General features: G+C 65.5%; 34 protein-coding genes. 30 read left to right on the forward strand and 4 right to left on the reverse strand.

All coding sequences use genetic code 11. The features are described from left to right. The first annotated feature begins 8 nt into the window (after positions 1-8). The 13 genes from B0G83_RS08695 to B0G83_RS08760 all read left to right on the forward strand — a co-directional run bounded on the left by B0G83_RS08695 (position 9) and on the right by B0G83_RS08760 (position 8,139). Positions 9-752 carry an SAM-dependent methyltransferase gene (locus tag B0G83_RS08695; RefSeq protein WP_258167793.1) on the forward strand — a complete coding sequence of 248 codons (744 nt, stop codon included), beginning with the start codon at positions 9-11 and terminating at the stop codon, positions 750-752. A 67-nt stretch (positions 753-819) separates the two neighbouring features. Then, positions 820-1,419 carry an ankyrin repeat domain-containing protein gene (locus tag B0G83_RS08700; RefSeq protein WP_181156772.1) on the forward strand — a complete coding sequence of 200 codons (600 nt, stop codon included), beginning with the start codon at positions 820-822 and terminating at the stop codon, positions 1,417-1,419. A 218-nt stretch (positions 1,420-1,637) separates the two neighbouring features. Beyond that, entirely contained in the window at positions 1,638-1,895 is a 258-nt protein-coding gene (locus B0G83_RS08705) for a hypothetical protein (RefSeq protein ID WP_105507022.1), read from the forward strand. Between the two features lie 102 nt (positions 1,896-1,997). Then, positions 1,998-2,777 carry a DUF5710 domain-containing protein gene (locus tag B0G83_RS08710; RefSeq protein WP_105507023.1) on the forward strand — a complete coding sequence of 260 codons (780 nt, stop codon included), beginning with the start codon at positions 1,998-2,000 and terminating at the stop codon, positions 2,775-2,777. Positions 2,778-2,901: 124 nt separating this feature from the next. After that, the gene (locus B0G83_RS08715) at positions 2,902-3,288 is read left to right on the forward strand and encodes a hypothetical protein (protein WP_105507024.1); all 387 of its coding nucleotides are present in this window, start codon (positions 2,902-2,904) and stop codon (positions 3,286-3,288) included. Positions 3,289-3,425: 137 nt separating this feature from the next. Then, entirely contained in the window at positions 3,426-3,644 is a 219-nt protein-coding gene (locus tag B0G83_RS38070; protein ID WP_146120183.1) for a hypothetical protein, read from the forward strand. A gap of 69 nt (positions 3,645-3,713) precedes the next feature. Next, positions 3,714-4,079, forward strand: a complete 366-nt coding sequence (locus tag B0G83_RS08725) for a hypothetical protein (protein ID WP_146120184.1) — start codon at positions 3,714-3,716, stop codon at positions 4,077-4,079. A 135-nt stretch (positions 4,080-4,214) separates the two neighbouring features. Then, positions 4,215-4,439, forward strand: a complete 225-nt coding sequence (locus B0G83_RS08730; RefSeq protein WP_105507027.1) for a hypothetical protein — start codon at positions 4,215-4,217, stop codon at positions 4,437-4,439. Next, positions 4,436-4,648 carry an ankyrin repeat domain-containing protein gene (locus B0G83_RS08735; RefSeq protein ID WP_105507028.1) on the forward strand — a complete coding sequence of 71 codons (213 nt, stop codon included), beginning with the start codon at positions 4,436-4,438 and terminating at the stop codon, positions 4,646-4,648. Before B0G83_RS08730 ends, B0G83_RS08735 begins: the two co-directional genes overlap by 4 nt. A gap of 259 nt (positions 4,649-4,907) precedes the next feature. Then, positions 4,908-5,480 (forward strand): hypothetical protein, encoded by a 573-nt coding sequence (locus tag B0G83_RS08740; RefSeq protein WP_105507029.1) that lies wholly within the window; start codon positions 4,908-4,910, stop codon positions 5,478-5,480. A 234-nt stretch (positions 5,481-5,714) separates the two neighbouring features. Continuing rightward, positions 5,715-6,143 (forward strand): hypothetical protein, encoded by a 429-nt coding sequence (locus B0G83_RS08745; protein WP_105507030.1) that lies wholly within the window; start codon positions 5,715-5,717, stop codon positions 6,141-6,143. Between the two features lie 4 nt (positions 6,144-6,147). Beyond that, positions 6,148-6,648 carry an ankyrin repeat domain-containing protein gene (locus tag B0G83_RS08750; protein WP_105507031.1) on the forward strand — a complete coding sequence of 167 codons (501 nt, stop codon included), beginning with the start codon at positions 6,148-6,150 and terminating at the stop codon, positions 6,646-6,648. Between the two features lie 927 nt (positions 6,649-7,575). Continuing rightward, positions 7,576-8,139, forward strand: coding sequence for a hypothetical protein (locus B0G83_RS08760; RefSeq protein WP_105507033.1), 564 nt, complete (start codon positions 7,576-7,578; stop codon positions 8,137-8,139). A 97-nt stretch (positions 8,140-8,236) separates the two neighbouring features. On the opposite strand, the gene B0G83_RS08765 is transcribed toward B0G83_RS08760, so the two are convergent. Then, complete coding sequence (locus tag B0G83_RS08765; RefSeq protein ID WP_105507034.1) at positions 8,237-9,115, reverse strand: hypothetical protein; 879 nt, start codon at positions 9,113-9,115, stop codon at positions 8,237-8,239. A 229-nt stretch (positions 9,116-9,344) separates the two neighbouring features. Then, positions 9,345-10,064, reverse strand: coding sequence for a hypothetical protein (locus B0G83_RS08770; protein ID WP_105507035.1), 720 nt, complete (start codon positions 10,062-10,064; stop codon positions 9,345-9,347). Between the two features lie 562 nt (positions 10,065-10,626). Here B0G83_RS08770 and B0G83_RS08775 point away from each other — a divergent pair. Together B0G83_RS08775 and B0G83_RS39080 are read left to right on the forward strand one after the other, a co-directional pair. Continuing rightward, a complete protein-coding gene (locus B0G83_RS08775; RefSeq protein WP_105507036.1) occupies positions 10,627-11,307 on the forward strand; it encodes an LPD29 domain-containing protein in 681 nt (226 codons plus the stop codon). A gap of 239 nt (positions 11,308-11,546) precedes the next feature. Then, a complete protein-coding gene (locus B0G83_RS39080; RefSeq protein ID WP_258167798.1) occupies positions 11,547-11,687 on the forward strand; it encodes a hypothetical protein in 141 nt (46 codons plus the stop codon). A gap of 63 nt (positions 11,688-11,750) precedes the next feature. On the opposite strand, the gene B0G83_RS08785 is transcribed toward B0G83_RS39080, so the two are convergent. After that, complete coding sequence (locus B0G83_RS08785) at positions 11,751-11,984, reverse strand: hypothetical protein (protein WP_105507037.1); 234 nt, start codon at positions 11,982-11,984, stop codon at positions 11,751-11,753. Between the two features lie 139 nt (positions 11,985-12,123). After that, positions 12,124-12,354 (reverse strand): hypothetical protein, encoded by a 231-nt coding sequence (locus B0G83_RS08790; protein ID WP_105507038.1) that lies wholly within the window; start codon positions 12,352-12,354, stop codon positions 12,124-12,126. A 216-nt stretch (positions 12,355-12,570) separates the two neighbouring features. On the opposite strand from B0G83_RS08790, the gene B0G83_RS08795 reads away from it, so the two are divergent. From B0G83_RS08795 to B0G83_RS08860, 15 genes are all read left to right on the forward strand, one after another. Next, positions 12,571-13,293 carry a hypothetical protein gene (locus B0G83_RS08795; protein ID WP_105507039.1) on the forward strand — a complete coding sequence of 241 codons (723 nt, stop codon included), beginning with the start codon at positions 12,571-12,573 and terminating at the stop codon, positions 13,291-13,293. 392 nt (positions 13,294-13,685) lie between these two features. Further along, complete coding sequence (locus B0G83_RS08800) at positions 13,686-14,147, forward strand: hypothetical protein (RefSeq protein ID WP_105507040.1); 462 nt, start codon at positions 13,686-13,688, stop codon at positions 14,145-14,147. Between the two features lie 4 nt (positions 14,148-14,151). After that, positions 14,152-14,319, forward strand: a complete 168-nt coding sequence (locus tag B0G83_RS38530; protein WP_181156774.1) for a hypothetical protein — start codon at positions 14,152-14,154, stop codon at positions 14,317-14,319. 205 nt (positions 14,320-14,524) lie between these two features. Continuing rightward, complete coding sequence (locus B0G83_RS08805) at positions 14,525-15,067, forward strand: hypothetical protein (RefSeq protein ID WP_146120186.1); 543 nt, start codon at positions 14,525-14,527, stop codon at positions 15,065-15,067. A 49-nt stretch (positions 15,068-15,116) separates the two neighbouring features. Further along, a complete protein-coding gene (locus B0G83_RS08810; protein ID WP_105507042.1) occupies positions 15,117-15,656 on the forward strand; it encodes a hypothetical protein in 540 nt (179 codons plus the stop codon). Between the two features lie 42 nt (positions 15,657-15,698). Continuing rightward, entirely contained in the window at positions 15,699-16,013 is a 315-nt protein-coding gene (locus tag B0G83_RS08815) for a hypothetical protein (protein WP_146120187.1), read from the forward strand. Beyond that, on the forward strand, positions 16,000-16,257 hold the full coding sequence (locus B0G83_RS08820; RefSeq protein ID WP_105507044.1) for a hypothetical protein: 258 nt from the start codon (positions 16,000-16,002) through the stop codon (positions 16,255-16,257). The genes B0G83_RS08815 and B0G83_RS08820 overlap by 14 nt, the downstream gene beginning before the upstream one ends. A 142-nt stretch (positions 16,258-16,399) precedes the next feature. After that, entirely contained in the window at positions 16,400-16,990 is a 591-nt protein-coding gene (locus B0G83_RS08825; RefSeq protein ID WP_146120188.1) for a hypothetical protein, read from the forward strand. Between the two features lie 136 nt (positions 16,991-17,126). Next, on the forward strand, positions 17,127-17,444 hold the full coding sequence (locus B0G83_RS08830; RefSeq protein WP_105507046.1) for a hypothetical protein: 318 nt from the start codon (positions 17,127-17,129) through the stop codon (positions 17,442-17,444). A gap of 53 nt (positions 17,445-17,497) precedes the next feature. After that, on the forward strand, positions 17,498-17,731 hold the full coding sequence (locus tag B0G83_RS08835; protein ID WP_105507047.1) for a hypothetical protein: 234 nt from the start codon (positions 17,498-17,500) through the stop codon (positions 17,729-17,731). 219 nt (positions 17,732-17,950) lie between these two features. Beyond that, on the forward strand, positions 17,951-19,582 hold the full coding sequence (locus tag B0G83_RS08840) for an ankyrin repeat domain-containing protein (protein ID WP_146120189.1): 1,632 nt from the start codon (positions 17,951-17,953) through the stop codon (positions 19,580-19,582). Between the two features lie 714 nt (positions 19,583-20,296). Then, positions 20,297-20,479, forward strand: coding sequence for a hypothetical protein (locus tag B0G83_RS38075; RefSeq protein ID WP_146120190.1), 183 nt, complete (start codon positions 20,297-20,299; stop codon positions 20,477-20,479). A 61-nt stretch (positions 20,480-20,540) separates the two neighbouring features. After that, complete coding sequence (locus B0G83_RS08850) at positions 20,541-20,771, forward strand: hypothetical protein (RefSeq protein ID WP_146120191.1); 231 nt, start codon at positions 20,541-20,543, stop codon at positions 20,769-20,771. Between the two features lie 514 nt (positions 20,772-21,285). Continuing rightward, positions 21,286-21,678 (forward strand): hypothetical protein, encoded by a 393-nt coding sequence (locus B0G83_RS08855; protein ID WP_105507050.1) that lies wholly within the window; start codon positions 21,286-21,288, stop codon positions 21,676-21,678. A gap of 94 nt (positions 21,679-21,772) precedes the next feature. After that, positions 21,773-22,435, forward strand: coding sequence for a hypothetical protein (locus B0G83_RS08860; protein ID WP_105507051.1), 663 nt, complete (start codon positions 21,773-21,775; stop codon positions 22,433-22,435). Positions 22,436-22,916 lie beyond the last annotated feature (481 nt).

Genomic DNA, 22,916 nt, shown 5'->3' on the forward strand with positions numbered 1-22,916 from the left:
AGAACCGTATGGCTCGCAAAACCACCACGAGCACGACCACCACGACGAAGGCGTTCACCGACCGCGTGGAGCGCTTCGCGCAGACCAACCCGATCCGCTCGGGCGTGACGGCGATCCTCGACGACATCATCCAGTTGCAGTTCAACGTGTTGTCGGTCACGGCTCCGACCATGTACGCCCTGACCGCAGGCGCGGCGTGGTTCAACAAAGTTCACCTGCTCGCGCTGGAGGAATACCGCGACCACCCGCAGGCATGGGCGGAGCAGTTGGCCCTTGGTGCGATGTACTTGGAGCTGGTGAAGACCTCGGCACCGTTCACCGACGTGTTGGGGGACGTCTACGGGTCCGCGATCGCACCGAAGCAGGCCAAGGCGATGGGGCAACACCTGACGCCGGCCGGTCTGGCGGACGGGCTCGCGCGCTTCGCGGCCCAGATGGGCGAGGGCGCAACGACCGGGGAGGCCTCCCGCCCGTTCAACCCGAACGAAGAGCAAATCGTTTGCGACCCCGCGTGCGGCAATGGTGCGCTGCTGCTGGCAAAGCTCCGTCAGGCCTTTACGTCCCACGGGAAGGAAGGGGTGGCGCGTATGTACGTGTTCGCGAACGACATCGACGCCGCCATGGTGAAGGCCACGGTGGTGCAGATCGTGCTGTCCAGCATCCTGCACAACGTACCGTTTGGGGGGCTGCGTGTGCATTGCTCGGACCTGATCCGCCACTACCACGACGCGAAGGCCGACACGGTGGCTTAGCCGATCCGAACCACAGGGCGCGATGGGCGCCCTGTTCAACGCACAAACAGCAATCGTGGAGAACTGCATGAATGACAAGCCGTACGCCAATGAGGCGATGATCAAAATGCTCGTCAACGTGTTTGGGGTGAGCCCGAACGACTACGAGAGCGAACACGAGCAAACGTTGCTTCACTACGCGGCCTGGGCCGGAAATGCCGAAGCCGCACATGCGCTGATCGAGCTGGGGGCGGAGGTCGATGCCAAAACGCTCGACGGGCACACGCCGCTTCTTTTTGCCGTGCAGCAGCGCTCGGTCGACACCGTACGGGTGTTGATCGAGGAGGGGGCTGACGCGAACGCATGGGATGAGTCGAACCGCTCCATTCTCGATCATCTCTTTGTTGACAACATGGTTGAGACGACCCGGCGGAACGATCTGCGAGTGATCCGGCTGCTGCTTGACGGTGGGGCCGATCCGACGTTGGGCCTGACCTTTGCCCTCAGCGAGGATCATGGCTTGGGCGTGCGCGCGATGATGCGCGCCGGCGCCGACGTACAGGCCGCATGCATCGACGTGGGCGACCAAGCTGGGGCATGCGCACTCCGGCAGGTCGACATCCTCCGTGCGCGGCGTGAAAAAAACAGGCGGTCAACCGGCCCTGATGGGATCAAAACCCGGTGCTGACGCCGATGGGGCCGAAGGCCGGGGTTCGCGCCCAGGGGCCTCCGGCCCCGGGGGTTGCAGCGCACACGGGCAGGACCCCATTGTGAGCGTGCCCTGGCACGGGTCGACCGTTCGTCCGAAAGGCGGCCCGCTCGCTTGACCCACCGTGGAATCCCGCTAGGTTGAGGAATGAGACGGCGCAGGCAGCGCTGCACCCCAACCCATGCCCCGGAGACCCCATGTCCACCAATGCCCAGGCCAATCCGCTCCCTCTCCTCGAAGGGTTCACAGCCGAGGAGATCGACGAAGCGTTGAAGAGCCTCCCCATCAGGGAACCCAACTTCTTCGACACCGCGGCCACGATTGCGCTGGCCGCTCTTCTAGACCGCCAGGCTGATGAGCAGCGAGCACTGACCGAGGCCGAGGTTGATGCGATCCTGAACGAGGTTCTGGGCTCGCCGATTATCCTGACGCGGGCGACAACGATCAACAAGTAAGCCGTGCCACGGCACATCAAACGCAGCACCTGGGCCCGTACTTGACGGGCCCGCTTTAGCCACTAGCCTGGACCGCGTCAGAACCGATCCAGGAGGTGCGCCGTGCTGTTGCTCAACGTTCCGTTTTCCCAGAAGGATGAAGCCAAGGCGTTGGGGGCGCGCTGGAATCAGGCGGAGAAGAAGTGGTACGTCCCCGACCATGTGGACCCGGCACCCTTCCTGGCTCGCCCGGCGTGGACGGACCCGAACTATGTCCCGCCTCCGCAGGTGCCTGGAAAGGGGCCGAAGTGGCCGCTGTACGTCGACCTGGTGCCGCGCACGGCGTGGTTCTCCAACCTCCGGTCGGAGCTGGGCGAGGACCAGTGGAAAGTGTTGAAGCGCCAGACGTTCGACGCTGCCGGCTGGGTGTGCGAGATCTGCACCTGCAAGGGCCCCAAGTGGCCGGTGGAATGCCACGAGCGCTGGGCGTACGACGAGGAGAACGGCGTGCAGACCCTCGTCCGGACCGACGCGTTGTGCCCGGCCTGCCACGAGGTCACGCACTTTGGCCTGGCGCGGGTGCGCGGTCGTGAGGCGGAGGCCACGGCGCACCTCATGGCGGTCAACGGCTGGACCCGCGAGCAGGTGCGCGCGCACGTCCAGGATGCGATGAACGACTACGCGCGCCGCAGCAACCGGCAGGACTGGCAGCTCGACGCCCGCTGGCTGTTGGGCAAGATCGAACTGCCGGATGAAACCCGGGAGGCGATCCTGGGCCACGCCGAGGGCCTGGGTGCGCGGCACATCAGCGCGGAGCAGCAGGCGATCCGCGACGTACACGCGCACGAGGGGCAGGGCCCCCGCAGCGTGCTCGACGACGATCCGTTCGAAGTGCCCGCTTGATTGGCTGTAGCCCGTGCCCTGGCATGGGCTTATTTTTGGGCCGGACGCTTGACTGGGGTGCAAGACCCGCTAAGTACAGGGGAGAGGTCCCAGAGCCTGGGGCTACCCATTGGAGGAGAGAACCATGCTGGAAGCTATCGGAATCATTTTGGCGGTCATCGTCGGCCTGTTCGTGCTGTTCGTGGCGTTCGGCTACTTCTTGAAGCGGGTTCACGACGTCCGCCAAGACCGGGCTATCCGGGCGCTGCACGAAATAAGTATGAATCGGCCATCCCTGCCGGAGACGCACATGTCAGCCCATCGTAAGGTCTACCTTGAAATGGATGCCGAAGAGCTTCTGGCGATCCAGAAAATCATCGGCGCCCGCGATCCCAACGAGACGTTTGATCGTCTTATGAAACTTCCATTCGCACTGCAACAACGTGCAGACAAGGAAGGTAAGTTGTTCATTCCTGATCTTTCACAAAGAAGTGAAAAGGATCACCTTTTCCTTTCGTTTAACAAGGCCTGAATCCGAACCAACACATGGCATCGAGCCTGTGCCCTGGCACGGGCTTATTTTTGGGCCAGACGCTTGACAGGGGTGCAAGACCCGCTAAGTACAGGGGAGAGGCCCCAGCCTGGGGCCACACACTGGAGGAGAGAACCATGCTGCTGGAAGCTATCGGAATCATTTTGGCGGTCATCTTCGGCTTGTTCGTGCTGTTCGTGGCGTTCGGCTACTTCTTGAAGCGGGTTCACGACGCCCGCCAAGACCGGGCTATCCGTGCGCTGCACGCTGCGATCGACGCGCACATGGCCGCCAACCCGGGCGTGACGCGCGAAGAGGCCATCGACTTCTTCAACGCCCGGAACGGCAAGGCCTGACGTCATCGCTCTGCGGAGCGTCCAACGACCGGGGGCGCTTGCCCCCATCCGTTCAAGGGGGAGACCACCGTGTTGCATTCCTTTCAATCCATTCTGCACGTCGAGGTTTGGGCGGCCATCATCAGCATCATCACGGCCATCCTGGTCCGTGGGGTGGCGCGATCCGCGATCGCCAGCGCGGTACGACAGGGTGTTCAGATCGACGCGAAAACGATGGGTTACCTGCCGATCGTGTGGAGCACCATCAAGGTGGGGGGCTACCTCTACGTCGCGCACGTCCTTCCCATTCAGTCGATCTGGCTGAACATCCTCCTCGCGGTGTTCCTGTTCGGTGACGCGGTCATGGCGTTCTGGAAGGTCTTCGTGCTTAGCCTGATGGTGATCTTGAAAATGCGGGGAACCGTACAGCGGGTGCGCGGGGAGGCTAAACCGTAAGCGCCGTCACCCCGACGAACGTCGGTGCCCAGGCACGGGCTATTTTTTGACCAGAACGGTTGACAGGCATTCGGAACCCGCTAGGTTCGACCATATAGGTCCTGAACCGGGACCACCACACGGAGGCGGAGTGACATGCTTGAAATCATCGGAGTCGTTCTGGGGATCGTGATCGCAGACTACCTGCGACCGATCGCTCGGTTGAGGTTCGCGATCAGGATCTTGACCGCCGTGAGCACGGTGGTGGTGGTCGCGTGTCTCCCCATCCAGGGCTTGATCGTGAGCCTGATCGTTGCTTTGGGCCTGCGGCTTGCCTGGGCTCAGCTCATCAACAGCATGACGGAACGGGGGCGATCATGAGCACCGTCGCCGCCAAGGACCACAACACGGTCCTGCTGAGATTCGCCGCCACCGGCAACGCATTGGGCATCAAGTTCGCGCTGGAATACGGCGCTGACCTCCACGCCACGGACGGGCGTGGCCAGACGGCGGTACAGCTCGCGGAGCAGAACGGCCACACCAAGGTGGCGCAGTGGCTCCTGGAGATGCGGGCTCCACGCACCGCGTAAGGGGGAGGGCTGGGGAGCCTGAACACCCACCTGGCCGCGGAGCGCCAGGTCCCAAAACCGTGCTGACGCCAACGAGGCCGGAGGCACGGGGTTACCGCCAGGGGAGCCACAGGCTCCCCATCTTGTTGGCCCCGCCGCACCACCATCACCCGTGCCACAGCACAGCCTGGAATCCTCCCCGTCGGCGTTTGACAAGCCAGCCTGACCTGCCATGGTGGTTCGACGACCTCGCCGAGGCCGCACGACCGGAGGAGACCCGATGCAATACGCCCTGATCACGCTGAAAGACACGCCGTTCATCATCGACGCCCACGAGCTGAGCGCCCTGGACACGTTCCACGACGGCATCCGGGACTTCGGGCCCAAGCCCGACGAGAACGGCTCCCTGTACGTTGCGTACGGGGTCTACATGCCGCAGCCCGGCATCGGGTGGGAGGACGCGATGGGCCACCTGCTCGAACGCCAGGACGTCTGGCTGGGCCACATCGACGGCGAGCACTGCCACACTCTTGGATTCCACCAGGTCGACCCGCTCCCGCCGATCTCGCACGGCAGGTCGTTCAGCATCCCCTTCGCCGCGCTCATCCACGCCCACCCGGACCTGATCGAGAAGATCGGCGACCAAAAGATCGGCGACCCCGAGAACAGCCACGCCGTCACCGCCTTCGTGCGCTTCTGGAACATCAGCCCGGCCAACAACATCTTCAACCGCAAGGGCCTGCTCGCGTTCAAGGGCATCGAGCACAGCGGCACCACCACCGTCACCAAGGAAAACTGGCGCAGCCACGTGGACCCGGAGCGGCTCCTGCAGACGGCGCTCGAGATTCACTGACCCGGCCCACCGCCCAGCACGCACGACCGTCACCCCAGGGTGGCGGTTTTGTTTTGTTCGAGGGTCGACGTCCCCGCGCCCGGTCCCAAATGTAACGTAACCGTGCCGTGGCACGGGTAATCCGTTTGTCGGGATCCCGTCCACGACGGTTGACGGGCGCGTTAGACCCGCTAGGTTAATCCCATAGGCCCCGCGTCCGCATCAGCCATCCCCATCCAGGAGGAACACCTCGCCATGAAGCCCCGTCACATCCGTCGCCTTGCCGCGCTTGCGATCTTCGCGCTGGGCCTTTCCGGTGTTCCACCGCTCGTCCACCTCTGGAGCGCCGAGGCGCAGGCCCGGATCGGCGTGGCCGACCTGGTGGCCATCGTGCTGTACCTCGTGGGAACGGCGCCGTTCAACCCGTGGATGTTGAACGAAGACAAGAGCCGGTTATGCCGGGCCACTCGCTACGGCCAAGACATCGCCTGGGCGGTCGGCTTAGGGTTCGCCTTGGTGTTGGCGGGCGTGTTCATGCCGAAGGGCATTCATGGGTTGGCTCTCGCCGGCGGCATCGTGCTGGTGGCCTTGGTCGCGACCATGATCATGCACAAGGTCAGTCAATGGGCGACCGTGTGGACCTACCTCCGGATTGAAGCTGCCCACGAACGGGCACGGTCGTAACGCCATGACCAACGCCACCAGCACCGCCCCCGGTTACCCGCTCGACGACTGGGCCCTGGAAGCCGCGATCAACGCGGGCAACGCGCAATGGGTGGCCCAGGTCATCGCAGCCGGCGTGGACCTGTCGCGTCGCACCACCGAACCGTCGGGCCGTTGCCTGCACCCGGGCACCACCCCGTTGGGTCTGGCGATCGGCAACGTTGAGATCGTGCGCATGCTGCTCGACGCGGGCGCCCCGGTGAACCAGGTGGCGGTCCGTTGGGGCGGTACCGCGCTGCACATGGCCGTGGTGCAGAGCATCGGCGACGGCACCATCGAGCTGCTGCTCAAGGCCGGGGCCGACCCGCTGCTCACCGACGCGAAGGGGCGGCGCCCGATCGACTACCTGAGCTGGGCCGTGGCCAAGCACCTGTCCGACGGCGACAAGGAGCTGGTGCGCGTCGCCACCAAGTTCGCCATCGACACCGCGAAGGCCAACGGGCAGAAGCACCCGAAGCGGCGTTGACCCAACCCTGTACCCTGGCACGGACCATCAAACCGAGGAAGCCCATGATGAAAATCGACTGGCTCACAACTTTCAACGGGTTTTACGACCGGGCGACTCGTCGGGCCGAGACCTTGCACCGGTTGCGCAAGCTGCAGAACGACGTGCAGGGCGCACACGAGATGTCCGCGCACGACGAGGACGCCTTCGAAACGGTGCGCGGTTACGCCCAGGGCGACCATCGCTTGGCGGTGGCCCACGCCGTTCAGTACGCCCAGCACGTTCCCCTGGACAAGCTGCGCGCGTTGTCCCTCGAAGCGCAGGCGAGGCTGGGCACGCGCCTGGCCACCTTGGCCGCCCAAGAAGGGAACGCGTGCGTGCTGGCCGCGGGCCTGGAACTGGGGGCGTCACCATACCCGCTGCTGATGGTCAAGGGCGTGCTGGCCAGCGCGGACCTGCTGGACCTGGTGCTCGCCCGTTGCACCACGGAGCGGCTGAACGGCGTGTCGAACGACATGGGGCTCCCGGTCTGGGAAACCGTCGTGGCTGGCATCCCTGACGGGGACGCGCACGAGCACGATCAGGGCGTGGAGACCCTGGTCAACGTTGTCCTGCCTCGGCTGGACGCAGCCGGTGCGGACCTGGACCATCCGGTGCTGCTCGTACGCACCGGGCGACGAACCGACCTGCTCACCGAGGCGCTGGTCCGCTACCAAGGTATGGTGCTGGGCGAGGCGGTGGGCACCGGCGGCGCAGAGCGGGGCCGTCGGCGGTTGCGACGCTGGGCGAGTCCCGGTGGGCAAACCCCGATCCGGGGGATTGGGCGATCCGCTGACGCCCACCTGTCACGCGCACCATTCGACCCCGTGCCCTGGCACGGCTTGGGGTTGACAGGCCCGCACGACCCGTCATGTTGGCCTTACGACCCAACCGGAGGAGGAGACCTCGATGCCCAACCGTCACGCGCGCTTTTTCAACGCTTTCCTGTTCGGCACCCTGGCCACGAGCCTGGTGGCGATCGCCGCCCTGATCGCCACCGCGGCCGCGGCCCCGCGGGCGCACGCGGCGGGCGTGGTCACCGCCCCGACGATCACGCTGGGAGTCCCGCTCGCCACCGTGGGGCCAGCCTGCTCGGGGGACCCGTACGCGGCGCTCCGGCCCTGCGTGGTTCTCGACAGGATGACGCCGCCCCGAACCGACGCGATCGCCGGGGACGGCTTCTTTTGGGTCTACGGCGCGACGCCGAATCAGGGCGCACGCGTGACGACCGTGGAGGTCGTGCACGGCTCGGTCCAGGCCGTCGCATACAGGCTCGACCCGGCCTACGGTGACCCGGCGTCGGAGCGCTCGATCGCGCGCACGTTCGGCGCCACCGCGTACGTGCCACGGCATGCGAGCGGCGATGGCTGGAACGAGGAGGGGCACTGGGTTCTGCCCAACGGCGCGACGTTGACCGTGGGAAGGTCGGACGACGGGCAGGGCACCGACGTGTGGGTGGCGCTGCACGGGTGACCGCCACGCTCCGTTACCGCGCACCTGGCCGGAGGCCCGCCTTTCCCGCCCGAGGAGCCGTCAGGCTCGCAAGAGCTACCCCCGGCCCGCGGATCGACTATTTTGCTTCGCTGATGGTCGCTTCGATCAAACCGGACGTGTTCACCAGGCAAGCGATGTTGTATTTCAGTTTTAGGTTGTACCCGTTCTTGGCGGTGAAGGTCGAGGTCACCCGCGTGTTGCCGTTTGCGCCGTCGGACACCGCGACGTCGAGCACGCGGGAGAAATCCACGGTGCTGGGGTGGGTCGCGTGCGACTTGGCGTAGGCCTCGCACATCGCCACGGCCTGGGTGTGGTCGACGTTGCGCGGAGCTTCGAACTTCTTGCCACTGGCCACGTCACGCGGGGTGAAGAACACGTTGAACACCTGGGTACCTTTGCCGCATGTCACGTAAAACGTGGGGTTCGCCTGCGTGCTGTTGGAGCTGAGGTAAGCGGACGACGGGTCGATGTCGGAGCATCGGTCGTTCTCGCGATGGATCCGATTCACCCCGTCGATGATCACTTTCTTGTACGGCAGCGTGGCCTTGTCGAACTGAAAATCCGCTTCGGTGAAGACCCGCTGACCCGAGGCGTCCACCTGGGGCTTGCGCAACGCGGAGGACGGCACCCAGCCGATGTGCGTGACGGACAGGAAGTCCGGGTCGGTGACCTGCACGCGGGACCACGGTCCCTGGGTGCACTGCTCGTTCACGGTCACGGAGTTGTCGATCGCCATGTACTGCGTGGTGTGCATGATCGACGTGGCTTTCTCGTTCACCAGCTTCGCGGCGCCGGCCTTCGGCGCAGCCAGGAGCAGGATGTTCTGCCCGTTCACGCTGTAGCTTTTCCCCGTGGTCGTGCTGCCCGATCCGCACGGGAGCGCGGTCTCGGCGTGAGCGACGTTCAGCAGGGCGGCCATGGCGATGAGCCAGCCGAGCAGAAATACCCGTTTCATGGTGGTCCTTCGTTGTTCTTGGTGGTCGTGAATGCGTGGGGGCGTTGCTTTTACGCCGGCCCCGTTACTCCGTGAAAGTAGCCGCTGAGGAGGACTGGGGTCCGGGTCATTTGGTCCCTCGTTCAAGCCTGTTTTTCAGTGCGATATTCGATCGTTACTATACCAGCGGCACTCCCCGGAAAGGCTCACCATTGCTCCCGAAAGGGCTCACCTTTGACGTCCCGCGGCATCACGTTTCCGGTTTTGCCGGCTCGCCCAGCAGAGCGAGGAGGCGGTCGGACGTCACAATCAGGCCGGGAAGCTTGTCGGCTGCCCGTGACGGGATAAAGCCGCCGTACTGTTTTCGAATCGCAAGGATTAGATCTGCTGCGACCAGGCCGGCCTGGGCGCACTCCCAAAGATCGACCTTCAACCAATGGTCGTCGTCAAAGTCGAAGTAGCTCGTATAGATGGCGGCGTTTTCACCGCCAACGAACTCGAAGTTGTGGAAACTGTTGTAGACGTTCGCGTGAGCGGTTTGCTCGTTGATCAGATCCTTCATCCGTTTGATCTCGTCGGATTGCGCCTTGAAATGCTGACCGAGCCAGGTATAGGCCGCTTTTGACGCTTTCTGCGGGTCGTGCTTCTTGCCTTCCGTCGTGTCGAAGTAGTTCGTTGTATCGACATGTACCAACGAAAACGCAGCGTGGACCGTCGATTCGAGGAAGTAGCGCAAGACCATCTTGGCCTGAATCCGGTGCTGCCTCACGAGCGACATCAGGCACAACGTGTGCCCCTTCTTCATCTGCGAAAGAAACCGGATGAAGATGTCGCAATCCTTGGTTGGCCACGTCATGATGTTCGAGAGCAACAGGGTTACATCACGAGCGTTGGTGAAGAAGTCGCCATAACGCTCTTCGGCACCAAGAACCAACTGATGTTCGATGTGGGAGAACTCCTCGATGCTCACTGGTCTGCCTCTCTTCCGTTGATGTGTTATCGGCCATGGCGCGGTCGAGCGCTGACGATAGGGCACCGCGGCGGCAATAACGCCGTTGGTTGCCTGACCATCGCTCCGTTCAGCGATGACTATACATTGGCCGCACGCGTTGCCCACGCCGACCACAGCACGGACACCATTTGCAAGAACCGCAGGTCTTGCACACGCGACACCGCGGTGAAGCGAGCGGGGCGCCGTGCGCCGTTCCTGCCACCCCTGAACGTCCTCCCACCAGGCGCTGAAGCGCCGAACGAACGCGCCCGGTGTCCCGAGCGCTCGAACCCCTACGCGCGTGCTGGGCTCCCCCGTTGTGCGCCGATCCAGCCTCGTCGTGAGGCGCTTTCGAACCCGTCGGTTAAGCGACGCCTGGCACAGGGCCACCCTTCATGCGCAATGGTCCGTGAACCCCGTCCTCACCCGATCCCTGACGGGCGTGCGGCCTCCGGGCGGGCCATTGCGCCGGGTGTCCCCGTGCTGCTTCAGGCGCACCGACGGCTCCGAAAAGCACCCACTTCACGACGAGGGCAAGACCATGACCAGCGCACAACAGCACAGCACGCAAACCCCGAACAGCAACGTCCCGACTCACCAAAAAGCACGGTTTAACAACCACCCCAAGGCACCGGCTACGGCGACCACCCCGGAAGCGCTGAAAACGGTGTTGACCTTGGTCGAGACGGCCCAGCTCGTCCAGCAGGTGCTGCGTGAGGCGTTCCCGGCCACGGGCTTTTACGTCAAGACCCAACGCGACGCGAACGGCGCACGGCTCCACGTCGAATGGACGGACGGCCCCCGCGAGCAGCAGGTGAACAAGCTCCTCCTCCCGCTGCAATCGGCGACCCCGGGCCAGTCGGGCGGCACGTCCCCGGTGGAGCACTTCCGGCTGACCGCGCAGGGTCCGCAACGCGTTCGCCTGGGCGCTGGTCGCATCACCGTCAAACGCAAGTTTTCCGACGGTCTGGTGGGCGGCGTCCTGCAGCGCCTGGCCCACCGCCACGTCGGTCGCCTGGACCCGGAGACCCGCAAGCTGTTGACCGTGGAGAGCTTCAAGAAGGGGGCCCTGGTGGCCGTGGCCCTCTACGGTGTCCACTTCGCCAGCAACAGCCTGCACACCGACGTCGAGACCGCGCTGCACGACCACACCGACGTGCAGGGCTACCCGCGCAGCGCCACGGCCGCCGGCCTGTTCGTGCGCAAGCCCCTGAAAGCGTGAACCCAAGGGGACCGCACGCTACGGTTTGACGGTCCCGCACCCCATCCCCGGAGATCCCCATCATGGCCTACACCAGCACGAATCCCTACCTTGAAGCCCGGTGCGAGTACGTCCTCGCGAAGCTCGCCCTCATCGCCAACTCCGACGGGGAAGACGAGACCTAGTCCTCGCTGGTCGACGCCCAGGCCCTGGGCTCGCAAGACGCAGCACGCGCGCACGAAACGGGGGAGGACATCCCCGTGCCCGCGTTTTTCGCGGACGTCCCCGAACTGAAACGCGAATGGCTCGACGGCTGGAACCGCTACGACGAGCTGGTGGACATGCAGAACTGCTCGGGCTGCAACAACGAACGGGGGGACCCGTGCCCGTGCCACGGGTGAGCAGAACCAGCAGCAAAACGAAGCGGCCCGGGTGGGCCGCTTTTGCATGGTGCTGCACGTCGCTCAGTGGCGCGTGGCGTCCCCGATCCGCGGGTTCCCGAGCGCGTCCAGCACGGCCTGGTCCGCCTCGACCTTGTTGGCCTCGGCCGCGGCCACGTCGTCCGCCAGGCGGGCGGTCTCCGCGTCGTACGCGCCACGGGCCTCGCGCTCGGCGCTCCGGCGTTTCGGGAGCACGCCTAACACGGTGATCAACAGGCCGGCGACGACCGCCAGAACGATTGCAACGGTTGCGAGCATGGGTTTTTCTCCTCCAGTGGGTGGCCCCGGGGTGGGGCCGTCTCCCTGTACCTAGCGGGTCTTGGCGACAAGTCAATACGGTGGGGTGACCAGCGAAAAGCGGCCCGGTTGGGCCGCTGGACGATCGCTCGATCGGCGATCAGAACGGGACGTTGACGCGGGCCTGGGCCCCGATGAAACCGCGCGCCTCGTTCTGCCCCGGGTTCGACCGGGCCTGGGCCAGGGCGGCCAGCATCGCGGCCTCGCGGCGCTCGCGCTCCCGGCGTTGCTTCACGACGTTCAGGACGGTGAACAGGACGAACAGCGCCACGGCCATGAAGGGCAGCAGCACCGTCAGAAGGTGGTCGATCGAGGTGAAAAGGTTGAGCATGGTCTCCTCCTATTGCGTGAGCCCGGGACGGTGCGACGGATGGGCGGGTCCAATGACGTCGGTGGGGAGCCACCGAGCACCTACTTCAAGACCTAGCAGGTCGTACGGGCTTGGCAATACCCGGGGAAGGTTGACATCCTCGCAAAACCTCTTATTGCTGGAGGTGAGGGCTTTTCGGCCCGGCACCGTTAAACCATCCAGGAGGAACCTCTCACCATGCGCAAGCCCATTCTCATCGCCGCCATCGTCGCGGCTTCGGTCGCGATCGCCACCGTCGCGGCTGCTCGGACTTCGTTGTTCGGACTCCACCCGAAGCCCACGCCGTACACGCTGCTCGACAGCCTCGATTTGTTGCACGACGAGCCGACGTACGCTGGTAGGGTCGCTGCGGCCAATGTCCTCGCTTACGATCGGTCGTCCGTCAGCTTGATGGGGATGCGTCTCGGCGACCCGTTGCCCGCCGCCTGCGCGAAGGGTGACCACAACCATGCGTGCGTCCTGCAATCCAACGCGCAAGGTGCCATCGCCGGTGGGTTGGACGACCACGTTGGCATCGTTCAGGAGACCGTGCCCGGTGTGCCGACCCCTCGTATCGGGCCTGGGCAAGCCCTTGTCGCAACGGATTCGACGGGACGCATCGATGCGATCGTGGTTCCCCTGGTGCCCACGGACGAGGTCGCCCGAATCGCCATGCAAGGCTTCGAGTGGCGCTTCGGCGATCCGACGGATTCCAGCGACACGTACGCCCACTGGGGCCTTCCTGATGGAGTGAGCGCAAGGGTCGTCTACTACGCTGGTGATAACGATCACCTGGCGCAACGTCACCACCTGAACCCGACGCAAACGAAAATGCTCTACGTTGCGATCAACACGCCAGAAGGCGATCCGAAGGTCTACGACCTGCTGAACGCAGATTGGTCGGTCAACACCATGAAATGATCCTTCTCCCGTGGTGATGTCCAAAGCCCCGCCCTTGCGGGGCTTTTCGTTCTTGGGCGCCTCCTGCCAGATAACGGCAACGTCAAAAGCACCGGGCACAAGGCCCACTCCGCCCCGACACCGCGCAGCGGCAGGAAGCGGGGCCCAGGCCCGAGAGGAAGGTGAAGCGGTGCGTGGGGAGGGTGGCCGCAGGCGCGGGGTTACAGGGGGGCGTGAACCCCGTTTTTCGTGTGCCGTGGCACGGGCTAACCACCGCAGGTACCGAGGGTCGACCGTTCGTCGGATAGCACGAAGTTTCTGCCTTCTTACCGTTGCTTTAGTTGGTTGATCTTGTAGTCTGGAAGTGTAGGCAGTGCGATCGACGCTGCAGCATCTCTCCAAGGAGCCCCACCATGCTGACCAACCCGCAAGAGCTTCAAGCCATCCTGTCCAGCATCAAACTCGCCTGGGCCCGTTCGATCGCCGTCCCCGCAGACGAGCGCGACCACGGGTACGACGACGGGGGCGTGTTCGCCCTGAACGCCACGCGCCTGAGCATCGAGACCACCCTCACGATCGCCGGCAAGACCTACGGCATCACCTACGAGACGGACGACCAGGGCCGCGTGTCGCGGGCACCGGCGGACGAGAGCGGCCTGGCCTGGGTTTTGTTCCAGCTCACGCTCATGTTCGGCGAGCGCTTCCAGTTCGAAGGCGACGGCCACCAGGAAGACCAGCTCGAGCACAACTACCTGCATGGCTCCGGCCGCACCAGCCCCGTGGGCCAGTTCGCGGCGCAGGTTCTCGCGCGCCTGGATGGCGTCGCGGAACGCGCGGCCCAGGCCTTCGCTCAACCCGTCCTCGAAGCGGCCTGACCCGATGGCTACCGTGGCCGACCTCCTCGCCAACGACGACCTGCAGCAAGGCTTCGCGGGAATCCTCGCGGAGCACGACGCGCACCGGGCGGATCAGATCCGCGCCGAGCGCGAGGCCCTGGCCGTCCTGGTGCAGGAGGAGCAGGCGCAACGACCGAGGGCACGGCTCTGATCACGGCACGGCCCCGAGCGTTTCAGATTGACCGTGCCATGGCACAGCCAAAAAAACCACCCGGCGGGGCTTGACCAGCGTGCAAGACCCGCTAGGTTGGGGACAGAGCAGGACCACATCGCATACAGGGACGCCACGCACGGCTTCGTGCCGCTGAACGACACGAACGATCCCAAGCCCCCAACCATTGGAGACCACCACCATCATGCGTAAGCACATCCTCACGATCGCCCTGACCATCGCTGGCCTGACCCTCGGCACTGCATATGCGGCTCCCGCCGCCAACGTCACGCAAGACATCCACACCGTCCGAGGAGCGCTGATCGGGCACGACAGCGACGGTCACCGGACGTTGAACGAGGTTGCCCTTGGGGTGCCGCTGGACGATGCCATGCCGGCCTGCGAAGGGGATCCGCACAAGGCGACGTCCCTTTGCCACACGCCGCTGACGCGTCCCTACACCGGGGCCAACGAGCTGAAGGCGGACGTGTACGGCTTCGAGGTGCGCAAGGACGATGAGGGCCACCCGAAGGTGATGAGCATGGTGGTCACCACGAGCATCAGCTCCACCGTCATCAAGGACGTGACGGCCCACATCGCCTCCGCGTCGACCTACAAGACCTTCCTGGAGACCAGCCAGGTGCTCGGTATCCCGACCCTTGTGGAGGACGATTTCACCAGTTGGGATCGGGGCCGTGGCCCGGTCGTCCTCTTGGGCACCTCGTTCATCACCCTCTACCAGCGTTGATCAGCCGTCCACCTGACCCTCATCCCAACCACAGGAGACCTTCACCATCATGCGCAAGCACCTCATCACCATCGCACTGGCCCTGTCCGGCCTGACCCTCGGCACCGCGCACGCGGCTCCCTCGGACCCGTCCCTGCGCCTTCTGGACCGTGATGCCCACGGCCACCTGACGCTCAACGGCGTCCCCATGGGCGTGCGCATCACGTCGTTCAAGGCATGCAAGGGCGATCCGTCGACCGCCACCGCGCCGTGCGTGCTGACGGCCCCGGAGATCGACGGGCACGGCACGGCGGAGGTCCACGGGCTTCCGCCGGTGAAGGACGGGGCAGGGCACCTTGTGTTCAGCGGGGCCGACGTGACCACGCACGACGGGGTGATCGACGCGGTGCTGCTCTCCTTCGCCGACGCGCGGTACGCCAAGGTGTTCAGCGACAGCACGAGCGAGACCGTAGGCCTGCCCGACTTCACGGATCACAACGGTGCCCAGGAATGGCGCGGTGTGTTCAAGGACACCTACATCGTCGTGGTCCCGGCGGACCAGAACGGGGAAGGGGCGGAGTACGGCATCGTCTACGACCCGAAGCCGTAAGGCGGAGGCCCTAGGCCAGCACCGAACAGGGAGGAGGAGCCCATGGTGTTCGATCCGATGCAGTTGTTGGTCGGGGGCGCGTGCATGCTGACGCTCGTCGCGTTCCTTTGCCCGGTCTGCCTGATGGTGCTCGCCTCGGCGGTGCTGTCTTACATGGTCGGGGCCGGCGTGGGCATGAGCCTGGCGGTCGGCCCCCGCATCGTCGTTCGCGCGCTGGTGAGCGACCAGACCCTGGGCTGGCCCGACAACGCCGGCCCGATCTGGTGCGTGGGCATCCCCTTGGGCGTACTGGTGTTCATGACCCTTATGGTCCTGCTGTTTCGTGGTTCGGGCGAGGCATCCCGTGCGCACTCGTAACGGCGGACCCACGCGGCACCGTCTGGCCCATGCGCTGCTGGCCCTGCTGCTCGTCGCGGCGGGGCCGGTTCACGCGAAGCAGGCCCGGGCCACCATGACCGTGTCCGTCACGGTGCTCAGCGCGTGCAGCGTGTCGACGGACCAGCGGGACCCCACCTGCAGCGCGAGCGCACCGCCCACCGTCGAGCACCGCACGCAGGGCCAGGGGCCCGGCCAGGTGCAGCTCACCGTCGTGACCTTCTGAAGGTCCGTGCCCTGGCACGGGTCGACCGTTCGTCGGATAGCACAGAATACCCGCGTCCCGGCTATTGCCAGGGCTGATGGTTTTTGTAGGATGGATTTATACCCAGCGTGCGATCGACACGCCCATCCTCCCCGAGATCACCATGCCCCTGCTGACCTTTCCTTTTGAACCGTCTGAGCCCGTCCCGCTGCGACTCATGGTCTGGCAGGGCACCACCGCGCTGCATCGTTTCGCGGCCGAATCGCTGCACCTGGGGCCCGAGCCCCTGGTGGCGTTGCTATGCACGGGCGTGGACGTCCTCGCCGGGGACGACCAGGGTCATCACGCTCTGCGCCTGGCGCAGGAGCGCTACGAGGAGACCCATGGCGAAGGTGGGCTGGGCCGTGAGCTGGCCCCGCTGATCGGCGGGGACCGCTCCCTGGAAGCGCTGAACGTCCTGCAGGAGGCCACCCTCGAGGCGGCGCGGATGATGCGGGCGGACGAGGACGCCTGGTGCAGCTTTCTGCAAGAGGTGGCTGCCGAACGAGTGGCCATCAGCGACCAGGAACGGTTCCGGATGCTCATGGGCCCCGAGCACCAACCGTCCATGCTGGACCTTGCCATGTTCAGAGCCATGGTGAACCTTGACATGTTCGAAGAAGCAAAAAAGCGGATGGCGGAGCGCTGGGCCCTCCGCGCGATCGCCAACCGAGAGGCCACGACCACCACCGTGAATACTCGGTATCGCCTCTGAACTGCACCATGCCCTGGCACGGGTCGACCGTTCGTCTAAAGGGCCGGCCGAACGCTTGACGAGCGCGCGAATCCCGCTACGTTCAACCATGAGGTGGCGCGGAGGAGCGTCACCACCAACCCACCGAGGTGCCCCTATGTTCTCGTCCGCCTACGACTTCTTCTCGTTCTTCATGCTCATCCAAGTGTTTTACGTCACTCTCGCGTTGATCGTTACCGCCGCGTCGGCGGTGATGGTCATCGTCATCATGAAGTATGCGTATGGAAGTGGCGACCACACCGACACGACAGGCACCGCGCAGAAGCCGGAGGCGAGCGGGCCCGACGGGTCCATCGCATCGTCGAGCGACGACGCCCAAAACATGGCGCTCAACGTCAACGAGGCGATCAGCACGATCCAGCACAACCCGGCTGTCGATGCCGTGACCCATTCGATGCCCAACAACCTTTTCTGAGCCTGGTCGGCGAGCGCCATCACCATTATCACCACCCACGACGGAGTCCTTTCATGTCCCTGCTCGTCCTGTCACACCTCATCCAGCTAGCGGCCCTGCTCCCCGTCGAAGCGCTCAACGTCCTCTATGCGGCATGGCTCGCAGTCACGGTCGGTCTGCTCGACGGCGCGGTGGCGGGCCAGGCGGTCTTCCACGACCACGTGCTCACGGCCTTCGAGTACCTCCCGAAGCACCCTGATGGCGTGGTCTACGTGGTCGCCTTTACGGCGTACGTCGCCACCGACTGACGCCGGTGGCCGGGGGGTAACAGTGTGTCCCGCGGCCTGGGCCGGAGGCACTCACCCCGGCCCCTTGCGGCGGGTGGGATCATGGGGCTGGCCCGTCCCAGTCCGTGCCCTGGCACGGATCCCGGATTGACTCACCGTTCCACCAGCACGACTTGACGGCGGCCCAGAACCCGCTAAATCAGAACGAGCGAAACACCGCAGCCCTGGAGGGGGCCACCCATGAGCGTCAACGCACAACAGCTTCGCACGTCCACCCATTTCCGGAACGAACCGCCCGGCAGCGAGAAGCGCATCAACATGATCCGTTTCGCTCGGGCTGAACGAACGGAGAAAAAGGACTACCACGAAGGCGATGTCCACATTGCGTCGCCCCACCTGAACCCGCCGTGCCCGTCGTGCGGCGCCACCATGGCCTACCAGCAGGAGTACGTGTGGACCTGCGCCGCGTGCGAGGCGGCCCACGGTGAAGCGTTCCTGGCTGGGGCCGATGTCCTCCCGTTCTGCGGCACCGTGACGCTGTCCTTCGCGGAGCGCGACCGGCTGTACAGGGCCATGAAGCAGCGGCTCTCCCGCGAGGTGACCCTGGCCGAGGCCAACGCGATGTGGGACGACTGGAGCGCGCGCCTGCAGGCCTTCGTTCCTCCGGCGCCTCCGTCCCGGCGCAAACCGTTCGCGGTGGGCCTTCTCCCCGAGGCTCGGGCCCAGGTGGACCGCATGGTGGTGGCGATCGACACGACGTACGCCAATGGCGATGACCTCGCGGACTTCCTGGTCAAGGCCTCTCCGTTGGTCCAGCAGGGGCATGAGGCGATGTTCGACGGGCTGATCCGGGCCGCCGTGGCTCGGGAAGGCCTCAGCTCCGGCACCTACGTCACGTTCGGCATCGATGGGACCACCCGGGATGCCACGCCCCTCTGGTGGAAGATCTTCGGGCAAGTCGCCGGCGGCGATCCGCGCCAGACGTTTAACCACGTCAAACGAAACGACACCGTGCGCTTCTGCGAACTGGCGAAACCGCTGGACGTGGCCCATGCCTGGCGCGTGCTCGACATCCTCGCTCACCACCTCCCTGGGTGCGTCACCCTCAACGCGATCCACGCGCTGCCCAACGGCAAGCGCGGGTGGGAGCAGCAGGGCAAGGCCGCTCACCGCGCCGTCGCGTTGGCCTGGGCGGAGCACCGTTTCACCGAGGAGCTTCTCGCGGTGCAGGCCTACCATGCGCGGCACCCGCGGCGACCGGAGCGCACGAACGCGGCGTTCAACCGGTTGTTCAACGGGACCTGGCGTTCCCAGCCGCACATCGAACGGCTGATTGAGGCCGGCGCGAATCCGGCCCACACCAAACTCAGCACCAGTTTCCTGGGCTCGGGTCCGCTGCTGACCACGATCACCGACGAGCCGTACCTCAGCGACACGAACACCGCGAAGCTGGTGGCGTACCTCCTCGCGCACGGGGCGGACGTCAATGAAACGGCCTCCAGCGGTATGACGGCGTTGATGAAGGCTGCATGCGCGGGCTACCTGGCCACGGTCAACGTGCTGCTTGCGGCGGGCGCCGACGTGCACCTCCAGAGCGACGACGGATTGGGCGACGGATGGAACGCAGGGCACTACGCGGTCATGCACGGTCATTTCAAGCTGTTCGAGCGGCTGGTGACGGCCGGGCTCGACCCCATGCCGATCATCGGCGACTTCGCCCGGGTCGACGGGGGTACGTACGCGCCGACCGTCGAGGCGTACTGCCGGGAGTACGAAGCCAGGATCCTCCGAAAAGTGGCGGACGAGGTGATGGCCCTCCCCCAGGACGAGGCCCCGGCCGCCCCAGCTCGCGCGGCACGTCGTCGCCTCTGACCGCATGACCCAGCGGGTCCCGCTCCCGGTTGACGGGCGGCCTGGACCCGCTACGTTTGTCCCATGCCGTCCCGTCGAACGGCGCCCACCACCAGGAGGTCCGTCATGCGCTTCAAACCCCATTGCCCGGTCTGCACGGGCCCCGTCGTGTACACCCGTCGGCCCGAGTGCTGGTCCTGCGCCACCTGCGAAAGCGCGTACGGCGCGGCGATTCACGCGGAGCGGCACCCGCCGGCGTACACCGGCACGTTCGGCCGGGCCGAATACGAGCGGCAGCGGGCCCAAGCCACCGCGCGTTCCCGGACGTAACCGCTCGACCCATCCAGCGGATCCGGGGCACCTCCGTGCCCTGGCACACCTTCAAGGCCCCACCCGGGGCCTTTCCTCCTTCCACGTCCAGCGTCGCCTGGCTCCGAAGCGCACGGGCAACCGCGCCCGTGCCGTGATGGTGATGCTGCGGGAACCGTCGTGGCCGTGCCGTCCTGGGCCCGTCGTTCACCCCGTTGCGTTTTCCCCGGTCCGCCTCATTTCCGACGCGTAGCTCAGCCCGTTCCCCGCGCAAGGGTTCGCTTCGCCAGGTTCTCACCCGGTCCCTCCCTCTGGTCGGGCGTGCGGCCTCCGGTCCTGCCCCTGCACGTTGCCCTGGGCCTCGCTGACCACGCGTCGAGGCGGCTCCAGGGAACACGGCAACAACGACGAAGGAAGGGCAGAACCATGGGCACGACCACCACCCGCAGCACCACCACCCCGAACAGCAACGTCGCGGCGTTCCCCCGCACCCCCGAGGCTCACCAGCGAACAGCAGGCGAAGGCGACACCCGGGAGGTGGTGCTCAACGGCGCTCGAATCCTCATGCGCTTCACCGGCGGCCAGTGGTGGAACGTCCGCGTGAGCTGACCCGCAACACGGACCGCAGCGCCCTGGGGCCTGCACCAACCGAACAGACAGGAGATCCACGATGGCATATTTTCTTCGCATGGGTGCCGATTACCTTGAGGACGCCGTGAAGTACACCTCGAAGGCGGGCGCGATCGATACGTTCCGCGAGACCTCGGACGAGCTGGACCGCTACGGCCAATCGATCACCGCGTCGCTTCACATCGCCGACACCATGGAGGAGGTCGTTGAGTACCCCGACTTCGTGCTCGAGCGTGGCCCCCGCGGCGGCGTGAAGGTCGAGCGCGCGTAACCGCTGGACGCCTGGCACAAGCGCCCGCCGATCGGCGGGCTTTTTGCTGTACGGGGCAGAGGACGACCAGCGCGCCGTGCGCGGGGTGGTGCTGGGACCCGGTGAAACCCCGCCGGGGCCGGAGGCCCGGCACTCGAAAGGCGGGACGACCGCACCCCGAACGGCGCCAGGGGCAGGGGCGGGGCTCAGGGCAGGTGGTGGATGAGGACCACGTCCACATCCAAGTCAGCGTGTCATCGCGCCTACCTCACCGCTGCGGAGCAGAAGCGGCCCGGAGGGACCGGGGTTGGGGCGGGCGCGGATGCGGCCGGGTGTCGGTGTTGAGGGGTGCAATGGCACGGGCTAATCGTTGCTATAGCGGCCTGGCTTTCCATAGAAAAATACCATTGAAAACAACGGGATACCTTGTTTCGTCAGGCTCCAAACCTTTGACTAGAGGGTCTTAGTACGAGAAGGTAAGTATGTAGGCAGCGCGATCGACGCAATGCCAAAACCCCTCCCAAGGAGCCCCACCATGATCATCACGTCCCTGACCATCGACCAGCTCGAAGGCGAGTTCGCCGAAACCGAAGATGAAGACCTCAGCCTCGTCAACAACCACAAGTTCTACGCCCAGGTCGGTGAGCTGTTCCCCAACACCGACCCCCGCGTCATCCACGCGGTCACGCTGACGGTGATCGAGGGCAACGACGGTGACCTCGAATCGTCACTGGTCCGCCGCACCATCAATGCCATGGAAAACGGGTTCGTCAACGAGGGGTATTTCTTGAGGACGTTCAACGAGGAATACCCGGCGACCGAGGACGACGTGGACGACCGCGCCGAATGGGAAAACACCGCGCTGGTGGTCAAGCGCAATAGCGATAGCGGTGACCTCTATTGGGCCTTCGAAGACTCCGAGCTGTAAGCCACCCCATCCAACGTTCACCTGGGCCCGCGGCAACGCGGGTTCTTCCGTACCACCGGGGCGCGAGCCCTCCACGGTCAAACGAGGACCTGCTATGCGCACCACCAGCGTCCCACGTCCGTTCCCCGTCCTGCCGTCGGCCGAGGCCGTGCACGACACGCAACGCGTCGCCGAGCAGGTGAGGGCCGCGCTCACGGAGCTGGAAGCGGCGATCGAACACGCGCAGGGGCACCGGGGCCGAATCGTCGCGGCGGTGCGCACGTTCGACGCGCCGACCGTTCTCCGGCTGCTCGAAGCCGGCACCGGCACCGGCACCACCCAGCGCTTCGACCTCGGGTACCGTCTACCGGAGCACGTGTTCGCGCTCATGCCCGACACGGCCAGCGACCACGAGGTGGTGGACGTCTGGCGCAGCATCACCCCACGACCCATGGCCGTGATGCCCGAGCTGGACGGCCTGCTGGTCGAGCTGGTGCAGGCCCTGGGCGCGCTGCACCCGGCGACCGGCTACTTCCACGAGCAGCACGTGCTGTTCACCGCGCACCTGCTCGTCAGCGTGGGGTGCCGAGACCGCGTCCTGGACGGGGTGCCGTTGCGCGACCTGCTGCACCAGGCGTGGAGCTACAAGCACGGCAAGAAGCCAGAGGCCCTGGTGGTCGAGGCGGTGCTGAACGCGTGGCTCAAGCCATCTCGCAAGCCGCATACGAAACGTCAACCCCGCACCTTCGCCAACACCAACCCGAACCCGGGGGTCTAACGGCCCGGGCCGATCAAAGGCAGAGGCAACCCCATCCGGCACCGCGCAGCGGGCACGGCCGGGCTCTTGTCCATGCACCTGGGTTTTGCTGTCCGGGCGCCCGTGGCTCACACCCTGGACAACGGACGTAGCTGAACGCCCCACGCGGCAAGGGCGAACACGGCATGGGTCCGGGCTGTCCAGGTGTCCGGGTCAAAACCACCTGGTGAAGCTGGAGCCGCAGGTCCGACGGCGGGGGCATGGCTCGACCAGAACACCCGGGCCCCGTACCTCCCTTTCCCTTGGACACCTGGACAACCACTACGGGGAGCCAGACGGGCAGGGCGTCCGAGGCCTGTCCAAGTCCAGCACCATCACCTGGCCCGGGCCTGGACCGAGCACGGTTGACCCTGGACTGAGTCTGGACTGCACCGGGGGCATGGGCGTTTAGCCGTGCCACGGCACATGTTGTTAAGCGCTATAGGCAGGATCGGCGGCATAG

The organism is Paraburkholderia sp. BL21I4N1 (assembly GCF_002973525.1).
Lineage (GTDB): Bacteria > Pseudomonadota > Gammaproteobacteria > Burkholderiales > Burkholderiaceae > Paraburkholderia.